This window comes from Pseudomonas aeruginosa (assembly GCF_001457615.1).
In the GTDB taxonomy this organism is placed as follows: domain Bacteria; phylum Pseudomonadota; class Gammaproteobacteria; order Pseudomonadales; family Pseudomonadaceae; genus Pseudomonas; species Pseudomonas aeruginosa.
Window position 1 is genome coordinate 706948 of record NZ_LN831024.1, and the last position, 21288, is coordinate 728235.

The 21288-nt window shown below is 60.3% G+C and carries 23 protein-coding genes; all 23 read left to right on the forward strand.

What is annotated here, in order from left to right; genetic code table 11:
* The first annotated feature begins 115 nt into the window (after window positions 1–115).
* The 23 genes from rplK (at window position 116) to rplX (ending at window position 21287) form a co-directional block, all read left to right on the forward strand.
* The gene (rplK, locus tag AT700_RS03340; protein WP_003093751.1) at window positions 116–547 is read left to right on the forward strand and encodes a 50S ribosomal protein L11; all 432 of its coding nucleotides are present in this window, start codon (window positions 116–118) and stop codon (window positions 545–547) included.
* Window positions 547–1242 (forward strand): 50S ribosomal protein L1, encoded by a 696-nt coding sequence (gene rplA, locus AT700_RS03345; protein ID WP_003093749.1) that lies wholly within the window; start codon window positions 547–549, stop codon window positions 1240–1242. The genes rplK and rplA overlap by 1 nt, the downstream gene beginning before the upstream one ends.
* A gap of 198 nt (window positions 1243–1440) precedes the next feature.
* Window positions 1441–1941: a 50S ribosomal protein L10 gene (gene rplJ / locus AT700_RS03350; protein ID WP_003093748.1), complete on the forward strand. Its 501-nt coding sequence runs from the start codon at window positions 1441–1443 to the stop codon at window positions 1939–1941.
* A gap of 78 nt (window positions 1942–2019) precedes the next feature.
* The gene (gene rplL / locus AT700_RS03355; protein WP_003093747.1) at window positions 2020–2388 is read left to right on the forward strand and encodes a 50S ribosomal protein L7/L12; all 369 of its coding nucleotides are present in this window, start codon (window positions 2020–2022) and stop codon (window positions 2386–2388) included.
* A gap of 221 nt (window positions 2389–2609) precedes the next feature.
* Window positions 2610–6683 carry a DNA-directed RNA polymerase subunit beta gene (gene rpoB, locus AT700_RS03360; protein WP_003093746.1) on the forward strand — a complete coding sequence of 1358 codons (4074 nt, stop codon included), beginning with the start codon at window positions 2610–2612 and terminating at the stop codon, window positions 6681–6683.
* Window positions 6684–6748: 65 nt separating this feature from the next.
* Window positions 6749–10948 carry a DNA-directed RNA polymerase subunit beta' gene (rpoC, locus tag AT700_RS03365; RefSeq protein WP_003093745.1) on the forward strand — a complete coding sequence of 1400 codons (4200 nt, stop codon included), beginning with the start codon at window positions 6749–6751 and terminating at the stop codon, window positions 10946–10948.
* 151 nt (window positions 10949–11099) lie between these two features.
* Window positions 11100–11471 (forward strand): 30S ribosomal protein S12, encoded by a 372-nt coding sequence (gene rpsL, locus AT700_RS03370; RefSeq protein WP_003093744.1) that lies wholly within the window; start codon window positions 11100–11102, stop codon window positions 11469–11471.
* A 99-nt stretch (window positions 11472–11570) separates the two neighbouring features.
* Window positions 11571–12041 carry a 30S ribosomal protein S7 gene (gene rpsG, locus AT700_RS03375; RefSeq protein WP_003093742.1) on the forward strand — a complete coding sequence of 157 codons (471 nt, stop codon included), beginning with the start codon at window positions 11571–11573 and terminating at the stop codon, window positions 12039–12041.
* Window positions 12042–12071: 30 nt separating this feature from the next.
* Window positions 12072–14192, forward strand: coding sequence for an elongation factor G (gene fusA / locus AT700_RS03380; protein WP_003093741.1), 2121 nt, complete (start codon window positions 12072–12074; stop codon window positions 14190–14192).
* A gap of 30 nt (window positions 14193–14222) precedes the next feature.
* The gene (tuf, locus tag AT700_RS03385; RefSeq protein WP_003115146.1) at window positions 14223–15416 is read left to right on the forward strand and encodes an elongation factor Tu; all 1194 of its coding nucleotides are present in this window, start codon (window positions 14223–14225) and stop codon (window positions 15414–15416) included.
* 156 nt (window positions 15417–15572) lie between these two features.
* Window positions 15573–15884, forward strand: coding sequence for a 30S ribosomal protein S10 (gene rpsJ, locus AT700_RS03390; protein ID WP_003103876.1), 312 nt, complete (start codon window positions 15573–15575; stop codon window positions 15882–15884).
* 82 nt (window positions 15885–15966) lie between these two features.
* On the forward strand, window positions 15967–16602 hold the full coding sequence (gene rplC / locus AT700_RS03395; protein ID WP_003103877.1) for a 50S ribosomal protein L3: 636 nt from the start codon (window positions 15967–15969) through the stop codon (window positions 16600–16602).
* A 13-nt stretch (window positions 16603–16615) separates the two neighbouring features.
* Window positions 16616–17218 carry a 50S ribosomal protein L4 gene (gene rplD / locus AT700_RS03400; RefSeq protein ID WP_003093737.1) on the forward strand — a complete coding sequence of 201 codons (603 nt, stop codon included), beginning with the start codon at window positions 16616–16618 and terminating at the stop codon, window positions 17216–17218.
* Entirely contained in the window at window positions 17215–17514 is a 300-nt protein-coding gene (rplW, locus tag AT700_RS03405) for a 50S ribosomal protein L23 (protein WP_003093736.1), read from the forward strand. The genes rplD and rplW overlap by 4 nt, the downstream gene beginning before the upstream one ends.
* An 11-nt stretch (window positions 17515–17525) precedes the next feature.
* Window positions 17526–18347 carry a 50S ribosomal protein L2 gene (rplB, locus tag AT700_RS03410; RefSeq protein WP_003103878.1) on the forward strand — a complete coding sequence of 274 codons (822 nt, stop codon included), beginning with the start codon at window positions 17526–17528 and terminating at the stop codon, window positions 18345–18347.
* A 16-nt stretch (window positions 18348–18363) separates the two neighbouring features.
* Window positions 18364–18639 (forward strand): 30S ribosomal protein S19, encoded by a 276-nt coding sequence (gene rpsS / locus AT700_RS03415; protein ID WP_003093734.1) that lies wholly within the window; start codon window positions 18364–18366, stop codon window positions 18637–18639.
* A gap of 12 nt (window positions 18640–18651) precedes the next feature.
* Entirely contained in the window at window positions 18652–18984 is a 333-nt protein-coding gene (gene rplV, locus AT700_RS03420; protein WP_003103908.1) for a 50S ribosomal protein L22, read from the forward strand.
* Window positions 18985–18996: 12 nt separating this feature from the next.
* Window positions 18997–19683, forward strand: coding sequence for a 30S ribosomal protein S3 (gene rpsC, locus AT700_RS03425; protein ID WP_003093727.1), 687 nt, complete (start codon window positions 18997–18999; stop codon window positions 19681–19683).
* An 11-nt stretch (window positions 19684–19694) separates the two neighbouring features.
* Window positions 19695–20108: a 50S ribosomal protein L16 gene (gene rplP, locus AT700_RS03430; protein WP_003093723.1), complete on the forward strand. Its 414-nt coding sequence runs from the start codon at window positions 19695–19697 to the stop codon at window positions 20106–20108.
* Window positions 20108–20299 carry a 50S ribosomal protein L29 gene (rpmC, locus tag AT700_RS03435; protein ID WP_003093720.1) on the forward strand — a complete coding sequence of 64 codons (192 nt, stop codon included), beginning with the start codon at window positions 20108–20110 and terminating at the stop codon, window positions 20297–20299. The genes rplP and rpmC overlap by 1 nt, the downstream gene beginning before the upstream one ends.
* 2 nt (window positions 20300–20301) lie before the next feature.
* Window positions 20302–20568 (forward strand): 30S ribosomal protein S17, encoded by a 267-nt coding sequence (gene rpsQ, locus AT700_RS03440; protein ID WP_003093717.1) that lies wholly within the window; start codon window positions 20302–20304, stop codon window positions 20566–20568.
* Window positions 20569–20591: 23 nt separating this feature from the next.
* Entirely contained in the window at window positions 20592–20960 is a 369-nt protein-coding gene (gene rplN, locus AT700_RS03445) for a 50S ribosomal protein L14 (protein ID WP_003093714.1), read from the forward strand.
* Between the two features lie 12 nt (window positions 20961–20972).
* Window positions 20973–21287, forward strand: coding sequence for a 50S ribosomal protein L24 (gene rplX, locus AT700_RS03450; protein ID WP_003093711.1), 315 nt, complete (start codon window positions 20973–20975; stop codon window positions 21285–21287).
* Window position 21288 lies beyond the last annotated feature (1 nt).

Here is a 21288-nt window from a genome sequence, read left to right on the forward strand (position 1 = left end):
TGAAAACGCATCCCTCACCCCGCAGCCCAAGGCTGCGGGGTTTTGTCGTCACTGGGATAAACGCGAAAGCAACCGGGGAGCCTTCAGGCGCTTGTACCCGAATTTGGAGTAGCAAATGGCTAAGAAAATCCAGGCTTATATCAAGCTGCAAGTAAAGGCCGGTCAGGCCAACCCGTCGCCGCCGGTCGGCCCTGCCCTGGGTCAGCACGGCGTGAACATCATGGAATTCTGCAAGGCGTTCAACGCCAAGACCCAAGGCCAAGAGCCGGGCCTGCCGACTCCTGTGATCATCACCGTTTACAGCGACCGTAGCTTCACCTTCGAAACCAAGAGCACCCCGGCTGCCGTCCTGCTGAAAAAAGCAGCTGGCATCACCAGCGGCTCCGCTCGTCCGAACTCCCAGAAAGTCGGCACCGTTACCCGTGCCCAGCTGGAAGAGATCGCCAAGACCAAGCAGGCTGACCTGACCGCTGCTGATCTGGACGCTGCTGTACGTACCATCGCTGGCTCCGCGCGCAGCATGGGCCTGAACGTGGAGGGTGTGTAATGGCTAAGCTGACCAAGCGCCAGAAGGCGATTGCCGAGAAAGTAGTTGCCGGCAAGCAGTACAGCTTCGAAGAGGCCGCCAAGCTGCTGGCCGAGCTGTCCACCATCAAGTTCAAGGAGTCCGTGGACGTTGCCGTGAACCTCGGCGTCGATCCGCGTAAATCCGACCAGGTCGTTCGTGGCGCCACCGTCCTGCCGAACGGCACCGGCAAGAGCGTCCGCGTTGCCGTCTTCACCCAGGGTCCGGCTGCCGAAGCCGCTCTGGCTGCCGGCGCCGACAAGGTGGGTATGGACGAGCTGGCTGCCGAAATGAAAGGCGGCGACCTGAACTACGACGTCGTCATCGCTTCCCCGGATGCCATGCGTGTCGTCGGTCAGCTGGGCCAGATCCTCGGCCCGCGTGGTCTGATGCCGAACCCGAAAGTCGGCACCGTGACTCCGGACGTCGCTACCGCCGTGAAGAATGCCAAGGCTGGTCAGGTACGTTTCCGTACCGACAAGAACGGCATCATCCACAGCTCCGTCGGTAAGGTCGATTTCGAGCCGGCCAAGCTGCAGCAGAACGTTGAAGCGCTGCTGGCCGACCTGAAGCGCCTGAAGCCGTCCTCGTCGAAAGGCGTGTACGTCAAGCGCGTGACCCTGAGCACCACCATGGGTCCGGGCCTGCAGATCGACCTGGCTTCCCTGGAAGCCTAAGTGAAATCGTGCAGCGGGTTCTGCCCGCTGCACAGGTATTGGGGTCCCTGCCTGGCGGGGGCTATCCAAGACCGTAGGTGGCGCAAGCCTTAAACCACAAGCCTACGCAGATGGTGCTCCCGATTCGGTTACCGAATCAGACACCAAAACGACGTCCGGCCCCGGCTGGACGAAACGGTAACATCCAGGAGTAAACCCGTGGCAATTAAACTCGAAGACAAGAAGGCCATCGTCGCTGAAGTCAACGAGGCTGCCAAAGCTGCCCTGTCCGCTGTCGTGGCCGATGCCCGTGGCGTGACCGTAGGCGCCATGACCGGACTCCGTAAAGAGGCCCGCGAAGCTGGTGTGTACGTGAAAGTCGTACGTAACACCCTGCTCAAGCGCGCCGTTGAAGGCACCCAGTTCGACGTGCTCAACGACGTGTTCAAAGGCCCGACCCTGATCGCTTTCTCCAACGAACATCCGGGCGCTGCCGCTCGTATCTTCCGTGAGTTCGCCAAGGGTCAGGACAAGTTCGAGATCAAGGCGGCTGCCTTCGAGGGTCAGTTCCTCGCAGCCAATCAGATCGACGTACTGGCAAGCCTGCCGACCTACGACGAAGCCGTATCGCAGCTGATGAGCGTGATTCAGGGCGCTACCAGCAAGCTGGCTCGTACTCTGGCGGCCATTCGCGACCAGAAAGAAGCTGCTGCCGCCTAAGTCGGCTCGCAAGCGCTTTCAATCTTATTTGTTTAATACGATGGCCGCAGGCCGTCCCCCAATACAGGAATTAGAGTCATGGCTCTGACCAACGAAGACATCATCAACGCCGTATCCGAAATGTCCGTCATGCAAGTGGTCGAACTGATCAAGGCGATGGAAGAGAAGTTCGGCGTTACCGCTGCTGCCGCTACCGTTGCCGCTGCTGGCCCGGCTGCTGCCGCTGCCGAAGAGCAGACCGAGTTCACCATCGTCCTGGCCGAAGCTGGCGACAAGAAAGTGAACGTGATCAAGGTCGTTCGCGAACTGACCGGTCTGGGTCTGAAAGAAGCCAAGGCCGTCGTAGACGGCGCTCCGGGCGTGGTGAAGGAAGGCGCTTCGAAAGAAGAAGCCGAAGCCGCCAAGAAAGCCCTGGAAGAAGCAGGCGCCAAAGTCGAGCTCAAGTAAGCGACGACCTTGCGTCTACAGCCCGAGCGTCAAGCGAAAGGCTGATGGCTGGTGGCTTTTGCCACCGGCCTTTTTCCGTTCTGGGTGGACTCGCCTCGGGCGTTCCACCCACGACGTGAAAGTGCCCCGAGTGGGCAATGCAGGCCAAGGGGTCTGCAAGATTTTCCGGCTGCTCCCGTCGGAGACGCCAAACAAGCAGGTGACCAAGCTGGGGAACGCTGATGGCTTACTCATACACTGAGAAAAAACGTATCCGCAAGGACTTTAGCAAGTTGCCGGACGTCATGGATGTGCCGTATTTGCTGGCCATCCAGCTGGATTCCTATCGCGAATTCCTGCAGGCTGGCGCAACCAAGGAGCAGTTCCGCGATATCGGTCTGCACGCGGCCTTCAAGTCCGTTTTCCCGATTATCAGCTATTCCGGCAATGCTGCCCTGGAATACGTCGGCTACCGTCTGGGTGAGCCGGCATTCGATGTCAAGGAGTGCGTGCTGCGCGGCGTGACCTTCGCCGTACCGCTGCGCGTGAAAGTTCGCCTGATCATCTTCGACCGCGAGTCGTCGAACAAGGCGATCAAGGACATCAAGGAACAAGAAGTCTACATGGGGGAAATCCCCCTGATGACCGAGAACGGTACCTTCATCATCAACGGTACCGAACGTGTCATCGTCTCCCAGCTGCACCGTTCCCCGGGCGTGTTCTTCGACCACGACCGTGGCAAGACCCACAGCTCCGGCAAGCTGCTGTACTCCGCGCGGATCATTCCTTACCGCGGTTCCTGGCTGGACTTCGAGTTCGATCCGAAGGACTGCGTGTTCGTCCGTATCGACCGTCGCCGCAAGCTGCCGGCCTCGGTACTGCTGCGCGCGCTCGGCTACAGCACCGAAGAGATCCTCAACGCCTTCTACGCGACCAACGTCTTCCACATCAAGGGCGAGACCCTGAACCTGGAACTGGTCCCGCAGCGCCTGCGCGGTGAAGTCGCGAGCATCGACATCAAGGATGGCAGCGGCAAGGTGATCGTGGAGCAGGGGCGTCGTATCACTGCCCGCCACATCAACCAGCTGGAAAAGGCTGGCGTGAGTCAGCTGGAAGTGCCGTTCGACTACCTGATCGGTCGTACCATCGCCAAGGCGATCGTGCATCCGGCTACCGGCGAGATCATCGCCGAGTGCAACACCGAGCTGACCCTCGACCTCCTGGCCAAGGTGGCCAAGGCCCAGGTCGTGCGCATCGAGACCCTGTACACCAACGACATCGACTGCGGTCCGTTCATCTCCGACACCCTGAAGATCGACAACACCAGCAACCAGCTGGAAGCCCTGGTCGAGATCTACCGGATGATGCGTCCGGGCGAGCCGCCGACCAAGGAAGCTGCCGAGACCCTGTTCGGCAACCTGTTCTTCAGCGCCGAGCGTTACGACCTGTCGGCCGTAGGCCGGATGAAGTTCAACCGCCGTATCGGTCGTACCGAGATCGAAGGTCCGGGCGTCCTGAGCAAGGAAGACATCATCGATGTGCTCAAGACCCTCGTCGACATCCGTAACGGCAAGGGCATCGTCGATGACATCGACCACCTGGGCAACCGTCGCGTCCGTTGCGTCGGCGAAATGGCCGAGAACCAGTTCCGCGTGGGCCTGGTGCGTGTCGAGCGCGCGGTCAAGGAACGCCTGTCCATGGCCGAAAGCGAAGGCCTGATGCCGCAGGACCTGATCAACGCCAAGCCGGTGGCTGCCGCGATCAAGGAGTTCTTCGGTTCGAGCCAGCTGTCGCAGTTCATGGACCAGAACAACCCGCTTTCCGAGATCACCCACAAGCGCCGCGTCTCCGCGCTCGGCCCGGGCGGTCTGACCCGTGAGCGTGCGGGCTTCGAGGTTCGTGACGTACACCCGACCCACTACGGCCGCGTGTGCCCGATCGAAACCCCTGAAGGTCCGAACATCGGTCTGATCAACTCCCTGGCGACCTACGCCCGCACCAACAAGTACGGCTTCCTCGAGAGCCCGTACCGCGTGGTCAAGGACAGCCTGGTAACCGACGAGATCGTGTTCCTGTCGGCGATCGAAGAAGCCGACCACGTCATCGCCCAGGCTTCGGCGACCCTCAACGAGAAGGGTCAACTGGTGGACGAGCTGGTGGCCGTGCGTCACCTGAACGAATTCACCGTGAAGGCGCCGGAAGACGTGACCCTGATGGATGTTTCGCCGAAGCAGGTCGTTTCCGTCGCTGCCTCGCTGATTCCGTTCCTCGAGCACGACGACGCCAACCGCGCACTCATGGGCTCGAACATGCAGCGTCAGGCCGTGCCGACCCTGCGTGCCGACAAGCCGCTGGTGGGTACCGGCATGGAGCGCAACGTGGCGCGCGACTCCGGCGTCTGCGTCGTGGCTCGCCGTGGCGGTGTGATCGACTCGGTCGATGCCAGCCGTGTCGTGGTTCGCGTGGCGGATGACGAAGTCGAGACCGGCGAAGCGGGTGTCGACATCTACAACCTGACCAAGTACACCCGTTCCAACCAGAACACCTGCATCAACCAGCGTCCGCTGGTGAGCAAGGGTGACGTGGTCGCGCGCGGCGACATCCTGGCCGACGGTCCGTCCACCGACATGGGCGAACTGGCCCTGGGCCAGAACATGCGCGTAGCGTTCATGCCCTGGAACGGCTTCAACTTCGAAGACTCCATCTGCCTGTCCGAGCGCGTGGTCCAGGAAGATCGTTTCACCACGATCCACATCCAGGAACTGACCTGCGTCGCTCGTGACACCAAGCTCGGCCCAGAGGAAATCACCGCGGACATCCCGAACGTGGGCGAGGCCGCGCTGAACAAGCTGGACGAAGCCGGTATCGTCTACGTCGGCGCCGAAGTGCAGGCCGGCGACATCCTGGTCGGCAAGGTCACTCCGAAAGGCGAGACCCAGTTGACTCCGGAAGAGAAGCTGCTGCGCGCGATCTTCGGTGAGAAGGCGTCCGACGTGAAGGACACCTCCCTGCGTGTGCCGACCGGCACCAAGGGTACCGTCATCGACGTTCAGGTCTTCACCCGCGACGGCGTCGAGCGCGATTCCCGCGCGCTGTCCATCGAGAAGATGCAACTCGACCAGATCCGCAAGGACCTGAACGAAGAGTTCCGCATCGTCGAAGGCGCGACCTTCGAGCGTCTGCGTGCCGCCCTGGTCGGTGCCAAGGCTGAAGGTGGCCCGGCGCTGAAGAAGGGCACGGAGATCACCGACGACTACCTCGACGGTCTCGAGCGCGGCCAGTGGTTCAAGCTGCGCATGGCCGACGACGCCCTGAACGAACAGCTGGAGAAGGCCCAGGCCTACATCAGCGATCGTCGCCAGCTCCTGGACGACAAGTTCGAGGACAAGAAGCGCAAGCTGCAGCAGGGCGACGACCTGGCTCCGGGCGTGCTGAAGATCGTCAAGGTCTACCTGGCGATCAAGCGTCGCATCCAGCCGGGCGACAAGATGGCCGGCCGTCACGGTAACAAGGGTGTGGTCTCGGTGATCATGCCGGTGGAAGACATGCCGCACGATGCCAACGGCACCCCGGTCGACATCGTCCTCAACCCGCTGGGCGTACCGTCGCGTATGAACGTCGGTCAGATCCTCGAAACCCACCTGGGCCTCGCGGCCAAGGGGCTGGGCGAGAAGATCAACCGCATGCTCGAAGAGCAGCGCAAGGTCGCCGAACTGCGTAAGTTCCTGCACGAGATCTACAACGAGATCGGCGGTCGCGAGGAAAACCTCGACGAGCTGGGCGACAACGAGATCCTCGCGCTGGCCAAGAACCTGCGCGGTGGCGTACCGATGGCGACCCCGGTGTTCGATGGCGCCAAGGAACGCGAGATCAAGGCCATGCTGAAGCTGGCCGACCTGCCGGAAAGCGGCCAGATGCGTCTGTTCGACGGCCGTACCGGCAACCAGTTCGAGCGTCCGACCACCGTCGGCTACATGTACATGCTCAAGCTGAACCACCTGGTGGACGACAAGATGCACGCCCGTTCCACCGGCTCGTACAGCCTGGTTACCCAGCAGCCGCTGGGTGGTAAGGCACAGTTCGGTGGTCAGCGCTTCGGTGAGATGGAGGTGTGGGCGCTGGAAGCCTATGGCGCGGCGTACACCCTGCAGGAAATGCTGACGGTCAAGTCGGACGACGTGAACGGCCGGACCAAGATGTACAAGAACATCGTGGACGGCGATCACCGCATGGAGGCCGGCATGCCCGAGTCCTTCAACGTTCTGATCAAAGAGATCCGTTCGCTCGGCATCGACATCGAACTGGAAACCGAATAACACGTGACGCTAGACGGTGCGGCTGGTCAAGGCCGGTCGCACCGGGTCCGTGAGGAGGAAAGGCCTTGAAAGACTTGCTTAATCTGTTGAAAAACCAGGGTCAAATCGAAGAGTTCGATGCCATCCGTATTGGCCTGGCTTCGCCCGAGATGATTCGTTCCTGGTCTTTCGGCGAAGTTAAAAAGCCGGAAACCATCAACTACCGTACCTTCAAGCCGGAGCGCGACGGCCTGTTCTGCGCCAAGATCTTCGGCCCGGTGAAGGACTACGAGTGCCTGTGCGGCAAGTACAAGCGCCTCAAGCACCGCGGTGTGATCTGCGAGAAGTGCGGCGTGGAAGTCGCCCTGGCCAAGGTGCGCCGCGAGCGCATGGGCCACATCGAGCTGGCTTCGCCGGTTGCCCACATCTGGTTCCTGAAGTCGCTGCCGTCCCGTATCGGCCTGCTGCTGGACATGACCCTGCGCGATATCGAGCGCGTGCTCTATTTCGAGAGCTACGTGGTGATCGATCCGGGCATGACCACCCTGGAAAAGGGCCAGCTGCTGAACGACGAGCAATACTTCGAGGCCCTCGAAGAGTTCGGTGACGATTTCGATGCTCGCATGGGCGCCGAAGCCGTTCACGAACTGCTCAACGCCATCGATCTGGAGCACGAGATCGGCCGCCTGCGCGAAGAGATTCCGCAGACCAACTCGGAAACCAAGATCAAGAAGCTGTCCAAGCGCCTGAAGCTGATGGAAGCCTTCCAGGGCTCCGGCAACAAGCCTGAGTGGATGGTCCTGACCGTCCTGCCGGTGCTGCCGCCGGACCTGCGTCCGCTGGTTCCGCTGGATGGCGGTCGCTTCGCGACTTCCGACCTGAACGACCTGTATCGTCGGGTGATCAACCGTAACAACCGTCTGAAGCGCCTGCTCGACCTGGCCGCTCCGGACATCATCGTGCGCAACGAAAAGCGCATGCTGCAGGAAGCCGTCGACGCCCTGCTCGACAACGGCCGTCGCGGTCGCGCCATCACCGGCTCGAACAAGCGTCCGCTGAAGTCGCTGGCCGACATGATCAAGGGCAAGCAAGGTCGCTTCCGTCAGAACCTGCTCGGCAAGCGCGTGGACTACTCCGGTCGTTCCGTGATCACCGTGGGCCCGACCCTGCGCCTGCACCAGTGCGGTCTGCCGAAGAAGATGGCCCTGGAGCTGTTCAAGCCGTTCATTTTCGGCAAGCTGGAAGGTCGTGGTATGGCCACCACCATCAAGGCCGCCAAGAAAATGGTCGAGCGCGAGCTGCCCGAGGTCTGGGACGTTCTCGCCGAAGTCATCCGCGAGCATCCGGTTCTCCTGAACCGTGCGCCGACCCTGCACCGTCTGGGCATCCAGGCGTTCGAGCCGGTCCTCATCGAAGGCAAGGCGATCCAGCTGCACCCGCTGGTCTGCGCCGCGTACAACGCCGACTTCGACGGTGACCAGATGGCCGTCCACGTTCCGCTGACCCTCGAGGCCCAGCTGGAAGCGCGCGCGCTGATGATGTCCACCAACAACATCCTGTCGCCCGCCAACGGCGAGCCGATCATCGTTCCGTCGCAGGACGTGGTAATGGGTCTGTACTACATGACCCGTGAAGCGATCAACGCGAAGGGCGAGGGCATGGCCTTCGCCGACCTGCAGGAAGTCGACCGCGCCTACCGCAGCGGCCAGGCGTCCCTGCACGCTCGCGTGAAAGTGCGCATCAACGAAAAGATCAAGGGTGAAGACGGCCAACTGACCGCCAATACCCGTATCGTCGACACCACCGTCGGCCGCGCGCTGCTGTTCCAGGTCGTTCCGGCCGGCCTGCCGTTCGACGTGGTCAACCAGTCGATGAAGAAGAAGGCGATCTCCAAGCTGATCAACCACTGCTATCGCGTGGTGGGTCTGAAGGACACCGTCATCTTCGCCGACCAGCTGATGTACACCGGTTTCGCCTACTCGACCATTTCCGGCGTGTCCATCGGCGTCAACGACTTCGTCATCCCGGACGAGAAGGCGCGGATCATCAACGCCGCCACCGACGAAGTGAAGGAGATCGAGAGCCAGTACGCCTCCGGCCTGGTAACCCAGGGCGAGAAGTACAACAAGGTGATCGACCTGTGGTCGAAGGCCAACGACGAAGTGTCCAAGGCGATGATGGCCAACCTCTCGAAAGAGAAGGTCGTCGATCGCGAGGGCAAGGAAGTCGACCAGGAGTCCTTCAACTCCATGTACATGATGGCTGACTCGGGTGCGCGGGGCTCCGCGGCCCAGATCCGTCAGCTGGCAGGTATGCGTGGCCTGATGGCCAAGCCGGACGGCTCGATCATCGAGACCCCGATCACCGCGAACTTCCGTGAAGGCCTGAACGTACTCCAGTACTTCATCTCTACCCACGGTGCTCGTAAGGGTCTGGCGGATACCGCGCTGAAGACCGCGAACTCCGGTTACCTGACCCGTCGTCTGGTCGACGTGGCCCAGGATCTGGTAGTGACCGAGATCGATTGCGGTACCGAGCACGGCCTGCTGATGTCGCCGCACATCGAAGGCGGCGACGTGGTAGAACCGCTCGGCGAGCGCGTGCTCGGCCGTGTGATCGCGCGCGACGTGTTCAAGCCGGGCAGCGACGAGGTCATCGTGCCGGCCGGCACCCTGATCGACGAGAAGTGGGTCGACTTCCTCGAAGTGATGAGCGTCGACGAAGTGGTGGTGCGTTCCCCGATCACCTGCGAAACCCGTCATGGCATCTGCGCCATGTGCTACGGCCGCGACCTGGCCCGTGGCCATCGCGTCAACATCGGCGAGGCGGTCGGTGTCATCGCTGCCCAGTCCATCGGTGAGCCGGGCACCCAGCTGACCATGCGTACCTTCCACATCGGTGGTGCGGCCAGCCGGACCTCCGCGGCCGACAACGTCCAGGTGAAGAACGGCGGCACCATCCGCCTGCACAACCTGAAGCATGTGGTTCGTGCCGACGGCGCGCTGGTCGCGGTTTCCCGTTCCGGCGAACTGGCGGTTGCCGACGACTTCGGTCGCGAGCGCGAGCGCTACAAGCTGCCGTACGGTGCGGTGATCTCGGTCAAGGAAGGTGACAAGGTCGACCCGGGCGCTATCGTCGCCAAGTGGGACCCGCACACCCACCCGATCGTCACCGAGGTGGACGGTACCGTGGCCTTCGTGGGCATGGAAGAGGGCATCACCGTCAAGCGTCAGACCGACGAACTGACCGGCCTGACCAACATCGAAGTGATGGATCCGAAGGACCGTCCGGCTGCCGGCAAGGACATCCGTCCGGCCGTGAAGCTGATCGATGCCGCGGGCAAGGACCTGCTGCTGCCGGGTACCGACGTACCGGCGCAGTACTTCCTGCCGGCCAACGCCCTGGTCAACCTGACCGACGGCGCCAAGGTGAGCATCGGTGACGTTGTCGCGCGTATCCCGCAGGAAACCTCGAAGACCCGTGACATCACCGGTGGTCTGCCGCGCGTTGCCGACCTGTTCGAGGCTCGTCGTCCGAAAGAGCCTTCGATCCTGGCGGAAATCAGCGGCACCATCTCCTTCGGCAAGGAGACCAAGGGCAAGCGCCGCCTGGTCATCACGCCGAACGATGGCAGCGATCCGTACGAGGAGCTGATTCCGAAGTGGCGTCACCTGAACGTGTTCGAAGGCGAACAGGTGAACCGCGGCGAAGTCATCTCCGACGGTCCGAGCAACCCGCACGACATCCTGCGCCTGCTGGGCGTGAGCTCGCTGGCGAAGTACATCGTCAACGAGATCCAGGACGTCTACCGTCTGCAGGGCGTGAAGATCAACGACAAGCACATCGAGACCATCCTGCGTCAGATGCTGCGCAAGGTCGAAGTCAGCGAGTCCGGCGACTCCAGCTTCATCAAAGGCGACCAGGTGGAACTCACCCAGGTGCTGGAAGAGAACGAACAGCTCGGTACCGAGGACAAGTTCCCGGCCAAGTACGAGCGCGTTCTGCTGGGTATCACCAAGGCTTCCCTGTCGACCGAGTCGTTCATTTCCGCGGCGTCGTTCCAGGAGACCACCCGCGTCCTCACCGAGGCGGCGGTCACCGGCAAGCGCGACTTCCTGCGTGGTCTGAAAGAGAACGTGGTCGTGGGTCGCCTGATCCCGGCCGGTACCGGTCTGGCTTACCACAGCGAGCGCAAGCGTCAGCGCGACCTCGGCAAGCCGCAGCGTGTGAGTGCCAGCGAGGCGGAAGCCGCACTGACCGAAGCGCTGAACTCGAGCGGTAACTAAGCATCAACGACAAGCCCCGGCTATCCCGATAGCCGGGGCTTTGTCTTGACGGTGTACAAGAACCTCTTTACTATTTTGTACCCCGAAAATTGGCAGGGCGCATGCTCTGTCATTTCGTTTGTGTGTCGTAAGACAATCAGTGGAGCTATAGATGGCAACTATCAACCAGCTGGTGCGTAAGCCGCGCAAGCGCATGGTCGACAAGAGCGACGTGCCTGCGCTGCAGAACTGCCCGCAACGTCGTGGCGTATGCACCCGCGTATACACCACCACGCCGAAAAAGCCGAACTCGGCACTGCGTAAGGTATGCCGTGTACGTCTGACCAACGGTTTCGAGGTTTCCTCGTACATCGGTGGTGAAGGTCACAACCTGCAAGAGCACAGCGTAGTGCTGATCCGTGGCGGTCGTGTAAAGGACCTTCCGGGTGTGCGTTACCACACCGTGCGCGGTTCGCTGGACACCTCGGGTGTCAAAGACCGTAAGCAGGGTCGTTCGAAGTACGGCGCCAAGCGTCCGAAGTAATAGCGTTTTTATATTTATCTGAGTCGATAAGAGTAAGGTCGGGCGTAACTTGACTGTTATGGTCCCGGGCTAACCTGAAGACCGTTTGAGGGCTTATCAATGCCAAGACGTCGTGTAGCGGCCAAGCGTGAAGTGCTGGCTGATCCGAAATACGGAAGCCAGATCCTGGCCAAGTTCATGAACCACGTGATGGAAAGCGGCAAGAAAGCCGTTGCCGAGCGTATCGTTTACGGTGCGCTGGACAAGGTGAAGGAACGCGGCAAGGCCGATCCCCTGGAAACCTTCGAAAAAGCTCTCGATGCCATCGCTCCGCTGGTCGAAGTGAAGTCCCGCCGCGTAGGTGGTGCGACTTACCAGGTTCCGGTCGAAGTCCGTCCGTCCCGTCGTAATGCCCTGGCCATGCGTTGGCTGGTGGACTTCGCCCGCAAGCGTGGCGAGAAGTCCATGGCTCTGCGCCTGGCTGGCGAGCTGCTGGATGCCGCTGAAGGCAAGGGCGCAGCAGTCAAGAAGCGTGAAGACGTGCACCGTATGGCAGAGGCCAACAAGGCCTTCTCGCACTACCGGTTCTAATCGCGCTGCCCAACCCCCGAGGACCTTATTGTGGCCCGTACTACACCCATCAACCGCTACCGTAATATCGGTATCTGTGCCCACGTTGACGCGGGCAAGACCACCACCACGGAGCGGGTTCTGTTCTATACCGGCGTCAACCACAAGCTGGGCGAAGTGCATGACGGCGCTGCGACCACCGACTGGATGGTGCAGGAGCAGGAGCGCGGTATCACCATTACCTCCGCTGCCGTTACCACCTTCTGGAAGGGCTCGCGCGGTCAGTACGACAACTATCGCGTAAACGTCATCGACACCCCCGGCCACGTAGACTTCACCATCGAGGTGGAGCGTTCCCTGCGTGTACTGGACGGCGCTGTCGTGGTGTTCTGTGGCACCTCCGGCGTAGAGCCGCAGTCGGAAACCGTATGGCGTCAGGCCAACAAGTACGGCGTACCGCGCATCGTCTACGTCAACAAGATGGACCGCCAGGGCGCGAACTTCCTGCGCGTCGTCGAGCAGATCAAGAAGCGCCTGGGTCATACCCCGGTTCCGGTCCAGCTCGCCATCGGCGCTGAAGAGAACTTCGTTGGTCAGGTCGACCTGATCAAGATGAAGGCCATCTACTGGAACGATGACGACAAGGGCATGACCTACCGCGAGGAAGAAATTCCTGCGGAGCTCAAGGACCTGGCCGAAGAGTGGCGTTCCAGCATGGTCGAGGCTGCGGCCGAAGCCAACGAAGAGCTGATGAACAAGTACCTCGAAGAGGGCGAGCTCTCCGAAGCCGAGATCAAGGAAGGCCTGCGTCTGCGCACCCTGGCCTGCGAGATCGTTCCGGCCGTCTGCGGTTCCTCGTTCAAGAACAAGGGCGTTCCGCTGGTTCTCGATGCCGTCATCGACTACCTCCCGGCTCCGACCGAGATCCCTGCGATCAAAGGCGTCAGCCCGGACGACGAGACCGTCGAAGACGAGCGTCATGCCGACGACAACGAACCGTTCTCGTCCCTGGCGTTCAAGATCGCTACCGACCCGTTCGTCGGTACCCTGACCTTCGCCCGCGTTTACTCCGGCGTCCTGAGTTCCGGCGACTCCGTCCTGAACTCGGTGAAAGGCAAGAAAGAGCGCGTCGGTCGGATGGTGCAGATGCACGCCAACCAGCGTGAAGAGATCAAGGAAGTGCGCGCAGGCGACATCGCTGCCCTGATCGGCATGAAGGACGTCACCACCGGTGACACCCTGTGCTCGATCGAGAAGCCGATCATCCTCGAGCGCATGGACTTCCCCGAGCCGGTAATCTCGGTCGCTGTAGAGCCGAAGACCAAGGCTGACCAGGAGAAGATGGGTATCGCCCTCGGCAAGCTGGCCCAGGAAGACCCGTCGTTCCGTGTCAAGACCGACGAAGAGTCCGGTCAGACCATCATCTCCGGCATGGGCGAGCTGCACCTGGACATCATCGTCGACCGCATGAAGCGCGAGTTCGGCGTCGAGGCCAACATCGGCAAGCCGCAGGTTGCCTACCGTGAGACCATCACCAAGGACAACGTGGAGATCGAAGGCAAGTTCGTTCGCCAGTCCGGTGGTCGCGGTCAGTTCGGTCATTGCTGGATCCGTTTCTCGGCCGCGGACGTGGACGAGAAGGGCAATATCACCGAAGGCCTGGTGTTCGAGAACGAAGTCGTGGGCGGTGTGGTTCCGAAGGAATACATCCCGGCGATCCAGAAGGGTATCGAAGAGCAGATGAAGAACGGCGTCGTTGCCGGCTATCCGCTCATCGGCCTGAAGGCTACCGTTTTCGATGGTTCCTACCATGACGTCGACTCCAACGAGATGGCGTTCAAGATCGCTGCTTCCATGGCGACCAAGCAGCTGGCCCAGAAGGGCGGCGGCAAGGTGCTCGAGCCGATCATGAAGGTAGAGGTAGTGACTCCTGAGGACTACATGGGTGACGTGATGGGCGACCTGAACCGTCGTCGTGGTCTGATTCAGGGGATGGAGGACACGGTTTCCGGTAAGGTTATTCGTGCCGAGGTTCCGCTGGGTGAGATGTTCGGTTATGCGACCGACGTGCGTTCCATGTCCCAGGGTCGCGCGAGCTACTCCATGGAATTCTCCAAATACGCCGAAGCTCCGTCGAACATCGTCGAAGCGCTGGTTAAAAAACAAGGTTGATTCAGCCCTTTAAGTAAGAGGTTTACTGTCGTGGCTAAGGAAAAATTCGAACGTAACAAACCGCACGTCAACGTCGGCACCATCGGTCACGTTGACCATGGCAAGACCACTCTGACCGCTGCACTGACCAAGGTCTGCTCCGATACCTGGGGTGGTTCCGCTCGTGCTTTCGATCAGATCGACAACGCGCCGGAAGAAAAGGCCCGCGGTATCACCATCAACACCTCGCACGTTGAATACGATTCCGCTGTTCGTCACTACGCCCACGTTGACTGCCCCGGTCACGCCGACTACGTGAAGAACATGATCACCGGTGCTGCCCAGATGGACGGCGCGATCCTGGTTTGCTCGGCTGCCGACGGCCCCATGCCGCAGACCCGCGAGCACATCCTGCTGTCCCGCCAGGTAGGCGTTCCCTACATCGTCGTGTTCCTGAACAAGGCCGACATGGTCGACGACGCCGAGCTGCTGGAACTGGTCGAGATGGAAGTTCGCGATCTGCTGAACACCTACGACTTCCCGGGCGACGACACTCCGATCATCATCGGTTCCGCGCTGATGGCGCTGGAAGGCAAGGATGACAACGGCATCGGCGTAAGCGCCGTGCAGAAGCTGGTAGAGACCCTGGACTCCTACATTCCGGAGCCGGTTCGTGCCATCGACCAGCCGTTCCTGATGCCGATCGAAGACGTGTTCTCGATCTCCGGCCGCGGTACCGTGGTAACCGGTCGTGTAGAGCGCGGCATCATCAAGGTCCAGGAAGAAGTGGAAATCGTCGGCATCAAGGCGACCACCAAGACCACCTGCACCGGCGTTGAAATGTTCCGCAAGCTGCTCGACGAAGGTCGTGCTGGTGAGAACGTTGGTATCCTGCTGCGCGGCACCAAGCGTGAAGACGTAGAGCGTGGCCAGGTACTGGCCAAGCCGGGCACCATCAAGCCGCACACCAAGTTCGAGTGCGAAGTGTACGTGCTGTCCAAGGAAGAAGGTGGTCGTCACACCCCGTTCTTCAAGGGCTACCGTCCGCAGTTCTACTTCCGTACCACCGACGTGACCGGTAACTGCGAACTGCCGGAAGGCGTAGAGATGGTAATGCCGGGCGACAACATCAAGATGGTTGTCACCCTGATCGCTCCGATCGCCATGGAAGATGGCCTGCGCTTCGCGATCCGCGAAGGCGGCCGTACCGTTGGCGCCGGCGTGGTTGCCAAGATCATCGAGTAATCGCTGATCCTGCCATCAGAAAAGGGGCCCTCCGGGGCCCCTTTTTTCGTTCGTTGGTTAAATATTGACACCCTGTGGGGGCATCCGTACAATTGCGCCTCCTTTTAACGGGCGTAGTCCGTCCGTTGGGAATGGTAAATTGGAGTCTGAGGTCAAATGCAAAACCAACAAATCCGGATTCGGTTGAAGGCTTTTGACCATCGCCTGATCGATCAATCAACCCAGGAAATCGTGGAAACCGCGAAACGTACTGGTGCTCAGGTGCGTGGTCCAATCCCTCTGCCGACCCGCAAGGAACGTTTCACCGTGCTGATCTCTCCGCACGTCAACAAAGATGCGCGTGATCAGTACGAAATTCGTACACATAAGCGTGTACTGGACATCGTCCAGCCGACGGATAAAACCGTCGATGCGCTGATGAAGCTCGATCTTGCTGCAGGCGTTGAAGTACAGATCAGCCTCGGCTAATGCCTTCGGCATTGGTCGTGTAACGCTCTGAAATGGGCGGCCATAGCGGGTGAAAGCCCCGTACACTCAAGAGGTTTACAACATGACAATTGGTGTTGTCGGTCGTAAATGCGGCATGACCCGCATTTTCACCGAGGAAGGTGTCTCTATTCCGGTTACGGTCATCGAGGTCGAGCCGAATCGCGTCACCCAGTTCAAGACTGAAGAAACCGATGGCTACCGTGCAGTGCAAGTCACCGCCGGCGAGCGTCGTGCTTCTCGCGTTACCAAAGCGCAAGCTGGTCACTTTGCCAAGGCGAATGTCGCCGCCGGTCGCGGCGTGTGGGAATTCCGTCTGGGCGAAGAGCAGTATGCCGCTGGTGACCAGATCACTGTCGATCTGTTCCAGGCAGGCCAGATGGTAGACGTTACCGGCGAGTCCAAGGGTAAGGGCTTCGCGGGCACCATCAAGCGCTGGAACTTCCGTGGTCAGGATAACACCCACGGTAACTCCGTTTCCCACCGCGTCCCGGGTTCCATCGGCCAGTGCCAGACTCCTGGTCGAGTGTTCAAGGGCAAGAAAATGTCCGGTCATCTGGGTGCGGAGCGGGTAACCGTTCAATCCCTGGAGATCGTGCGCGTCGATGCTGAACGCAATCTGCTGCTGGTCAAGGGTGCCGTTCCCGGCGCTACCGGCGGTGATGTGATCGTGCGTCCGGCAGCCAAGGCTCGCGGTTAAGGGGGAAGCTGAGATGCAATTGAATGTGAACGGCGCTCAGGCTATCGAAGTCTCCGAGCGTACCTTTGGTGGCGAATTCAACGAGACCCTGGTGCACCAGGCAGTCGTGGCCTACATGGCTGGCGGCCGTCAGGGCAGCAAGGCGCAGAAGACTCGCTCCGAAGTCTCTGGTGGTGGCAAGAAGCCGTGGCGTCAGAAGGGCACCGGTCGTGCTCGTGCTGGCACCATCCGTAGCCCCATCTGGCGTGGGGGCGGCACCACTTTCGCCGCTAAACCGCGTAGCCACGAACAGAAGCTGAACAAGAAGATGTACCGCGCAGCACTGCGCTCCATCCTTGCCGAGCTCGTTCGTCTGGACCGTCTGGTCGTCGTTGCCGACTTCGCTGTCGATGCACCGAAAACCAAGGGCCTGGTTGCCAAGCTGGACACCCTGGGTCTGAAAGACGTGCTGATCGTGACCGATGGTGTCGACGAGAACCTGTACCTCGCTGCGCGCAACCTGGCGCACGTCGATGTACGTGATGTCCAAGGTTCCGACCCCGTCAGCCTGATCGCCTACGACAAGGTGCTGGTCACCGTGTCCGCCGTGAAGAAGTTCGAGGAGCTGCTGGGATGAACCAGGAACGCGTATTCAAAGTGCTGCTTGGTCCGCACATCTCCGAGAAAGCCACGGGTCTCGCGGACGGCAAGAGCCAATTCGTTTTCAAGGTTGCCACCGATGCAACCAAGCTGGAAATCAAGAAGGCCGTAGAAAGCCTGTTCAGCGTGAAGGTACAGCGCGTCACTACCCTGAACGTCAAGGGTAAGACCAAGCGCACCGCTCGCGGTCTGGGCAAGCGTAACGACTGGAAAAAAGCGTACATCGCTCTCCAGCCGGGCCAAGATCTCGATTTCGCCACCAGCGCTGAGTAAAGGGGTGCATCATGGCAATCGTTAAGTGCAAACCGACTTCCGCTGGTCGTCGCTTTGTCGTCAAGGTGGTGAATCAGGAGCTGCACAAAGGCGCTCCCTACGCACCGCTGCTGGAAAAGAAATCCAAGTCTGGCGGCCGTAACAACAACGGTCGTATCACCACCCGTCATATCGGTGGTGGTCACAAGCAGCACTACCGTCTGGTCGACTTCCGTCGCAACAAGGATGGCATCCCTGCCATCGTTGAGCGCGTCGAATACGATCCGAACCGCACTGCACACATCGCTCTGCTGAAGTATGCAGACGGCGAGCGTCGCTACATCATCGCCCCCAAGGGCGTTGCTGCAGGTGACCAGCTGATCTCCGGTATCGGTGCGCCGATCAAGGCAGGCAACAGCATGCCTCTGCGCAACATCCCGGTGGGTAGCACTGTTCATGGTATCGAGCTGAAGCCGGGTAAAGGCGCTCAGATCGCTCGCTCCGCTGGCGCTTCCGCCCAGCTGGTCGCGCGTGAAGGTGCGTACGTAACCCTGCGTCTGCGCTCCGGTGAAATGCGTAAAGTCCTGGCTGAGTGCCGTGCGACCCTGGGCGAAGTCTCGAACTCCGAGCACAGCCTGCGTTCGCTGGGTAAAGCCGGTGCTACGCGCTGGCGTGGTGTTCGCCCGACCGTTCGCGGCGTGGCGATGAACCCGGTCGACCACCCGCATGGTGGTGGTGAAGGCCGTACCTCTGCTGGTCGTCATCCGGTATCGCCGTGGGGTCTTCAGACCAAGGGTAAGAAGACTCGCTCGAACAAGCGTACCGATAACATGATCGTCCGCCGCCGCAAGTAAATAGAGGGATACCACAGTGCCACGTTCACTGAAAAAAGGTCCGTTTATCGATCTTCACCTGTTGAAGAAGGTCGAAGTCGCGGTGGAAAAGAACGACCGCAAGCCGATCAAGACCTGGTCGCGTCGTTCGATGATTCTGCCGCATATGGTTGGTCTGACCATCGCCGTGCACAACGGCCGTCAACACGTACCGGTTCTCGTCAACGAGGACATGGTCGGCCACAAACTGGGCGAGTTCGCCGCTACCCGCACCTACCGCGGGCATGCTGCGGACAAGAAAGCCAAGCGTTAAGGGGTAAGGAAGATGGAAGTAGCCGCTAAGCTGTCGGGCGCTCGTATCTCCGCCCAGAAAGCCCGCTTGGTCGCCGACCAGATCCGCGGGAAGAAGGTGGGCGAAGCGCTCAACCTCCTGGCTTTCAGCAGTAAGAAAGCCGCCGAGATCATGAAGAAAGTGCTGGAGTCGGCCGTTGCCAACGCTGAGCACAACGAAGGCGCCGATGTGGATGACCTGAAGGTCTCCACCGTCTTCGTCAACGAAGGTCGTTCGCTCAAGCGCATCATGCCGCGTGCCAAAGGCCGTGCTGATCGCATCGTGAAGCGGTCTTGCCATATCACGGTCAAGGTTGCGGACAAGTAACGGAGTCGACAGATGGGTCAGAAAGTACATCCCAATGGCATTCGCCTGGGTATCGTCAAGGAGCACACCTCCGTTTGGTACGCAGACCGCAAGAACTATGCGGATTACCTGTTTGCCGACCTGAAGGTGCGTGAGTACCTCCAAGACAAACTAAAAAGCGCGTCCGTAAGCCGTATCGATATTCATCGTCCGGCTCAAACCGCACGCATCACCATCCACACCGCTCGTCCCGGCATCGTGATCGGCAAGAAAGGTGAAGATGTTGAGAAACTGCGCCAGGACCTGACCAAGCAAATGGGTGTGCCCGTGCACATCAACATCGAGGAAATCCGCAAGCCGGAACTCGATGCCATGCTGGTTGCGCAGAGCGTAGCCCAGCAGCTGGAGCGTCGCGTAATGTTCCGTCGCGCCATGAAGCGCGCCGTACAGAACGCCATGCGCATTGGTGCCAAGGGCATCAAGATTCAGGTCAGCGGTCGTCTGGGTGGGGCTGAAATCGCCCGTACCGAATGGTATCGCGAAGGTCGTGTGCCCCTGCACACCCTGCGCGCCGATATCGACTATGCCACCTACGAAGCGCACACCACTTACGGTGTGATCGGTGTCAAGGTTTGGATCTTCAAGGGCGAGGTCATCGGTGGCCGCCAGGAAGAGCTGAAGCCGGTAGCACCCGCTCCTCGTAAAAAAGCTGCTAGGTAAGGAGTACGCAAATGCTGCAACCCAAGCGTACGAAGTTCCGCAAACAAATGACCGGCCACAACCGTGGTCTGGCTCATCGTGGTAGTAAGGTCAGCTTCGGTGAGTACGCACTGAAGGCCACTAGCCGTGGCCGCCTTACTGCTCGTCAGATCGAGTCCGCGCGTCGTGCGCTGACCCGTCACGTGAAGCGTGGTGGCAAGATCTGGATCCGCGTATTCCCTGACAAGCCTGTCACCAAGAAGCCCCTCGAAGTTCGTATGGGTAAAGGTAAGGGTGGGGTCGAGTACTGGGTAGCCCAGATCCAGCCGGGCAAGGTCCTGTACGAGATCGAGGGTGTTTCCGAAGAGCTGGCGCGTGAGGCTTTCGCCCTGGCTGCTGCAAAGCTGCCCCTCGCCACCTCCTTTGTTAAGCGGACGGTGATGTGATGAAAGCGAATGAACTTCGTGAAAAATCCGTTGAGCAGCTGAACGAGCAACTGCTCGGCCTGCTGCGCGACCAGTTCAATCTGCGCATGCAGAAAGCAACTGGCCAGTTGGGGCAGTCTCACCTGCTCTCGCAGGTTAAGCGCGACATCGCTCGCGTTAAAACTGTGCTCAATCAGCAAGCAGGTAAGTGATCATGGCTGAAGCTCAGAAAACCGTCCGTACGCTGACCGGCCGCGTCGTCAGCGACAAAATGGACAAGACCGTCACCGTACTGATCGAGCGTCGCGTCAAGCACCCGATTTACGGCAAATACGTCAAGCGTTCGACCAAACTGCACGCACACGACGAATCCAATCAGTGCCGCATTGGTGACCTGGTCACCATTCGCGAAACCCGTCCGCTGGCCAAGACCAAGGCCTGGACCCTGGTTGATATCGTTGAACGCGCGGTGGAAGTCTAAGGACTAGGGGTCGGAGAAATTATATGATTCAGACTCAATCCATGCTCGATGTCGCTGACAACAGCGGCGCGCGTCGTGTGATGTGCATCAAGGTGCTCGGCGGTTCCCACCGCCGTTACGCCGGCATCGGCGACATCATCAAGGTCACCGTCAAGGAAGCGATTCCGCGCGGCAAAGTGAAGAAGGGCCAGGTCATGACTGCCGTGGTCGTTCGCACCAAGCACGGCGTACGTCGTACCGACGGTTCCATCATCCGCTTCGACGGCAACGCCGCCGTCCTGCTGAACAACAAGCAGGAGCCGATCGGCACCCGTATCTTTGGGCCAGTGACTCGTGAACTCCGTACCGAGAAGTTCATGAAGATCGTCTCGCTCGCCCCCGAAGTGCTGTAAGGAGTAGCCGTCATGCAAAAGATTCGTCGTGACGACGAAGTAATCGTCATTGCCGGCAAGGACAAGGGCAAGCGTGGCAAGGTGCTGAAGGTTCTCGCTGACGACCGTCTGGTCGTCGGCGGGGTGAACCTGATCAAGCGCCACACCAAGCCCAATCCGATGCTCGGCCAACAGGGCGGTATCGTCGAGAAGGAGGCGCCTCTGCACGTCTCCAACGTCGCCATCTTCAATACTGAAACCAGCAAGGCTGACCGCGTTGGCTTCAAGGTAGAAGACGGTAAGAAAATTCGTGTCTTCAAGTCGACCCAGAAACCGGTTCAGGCTTGAG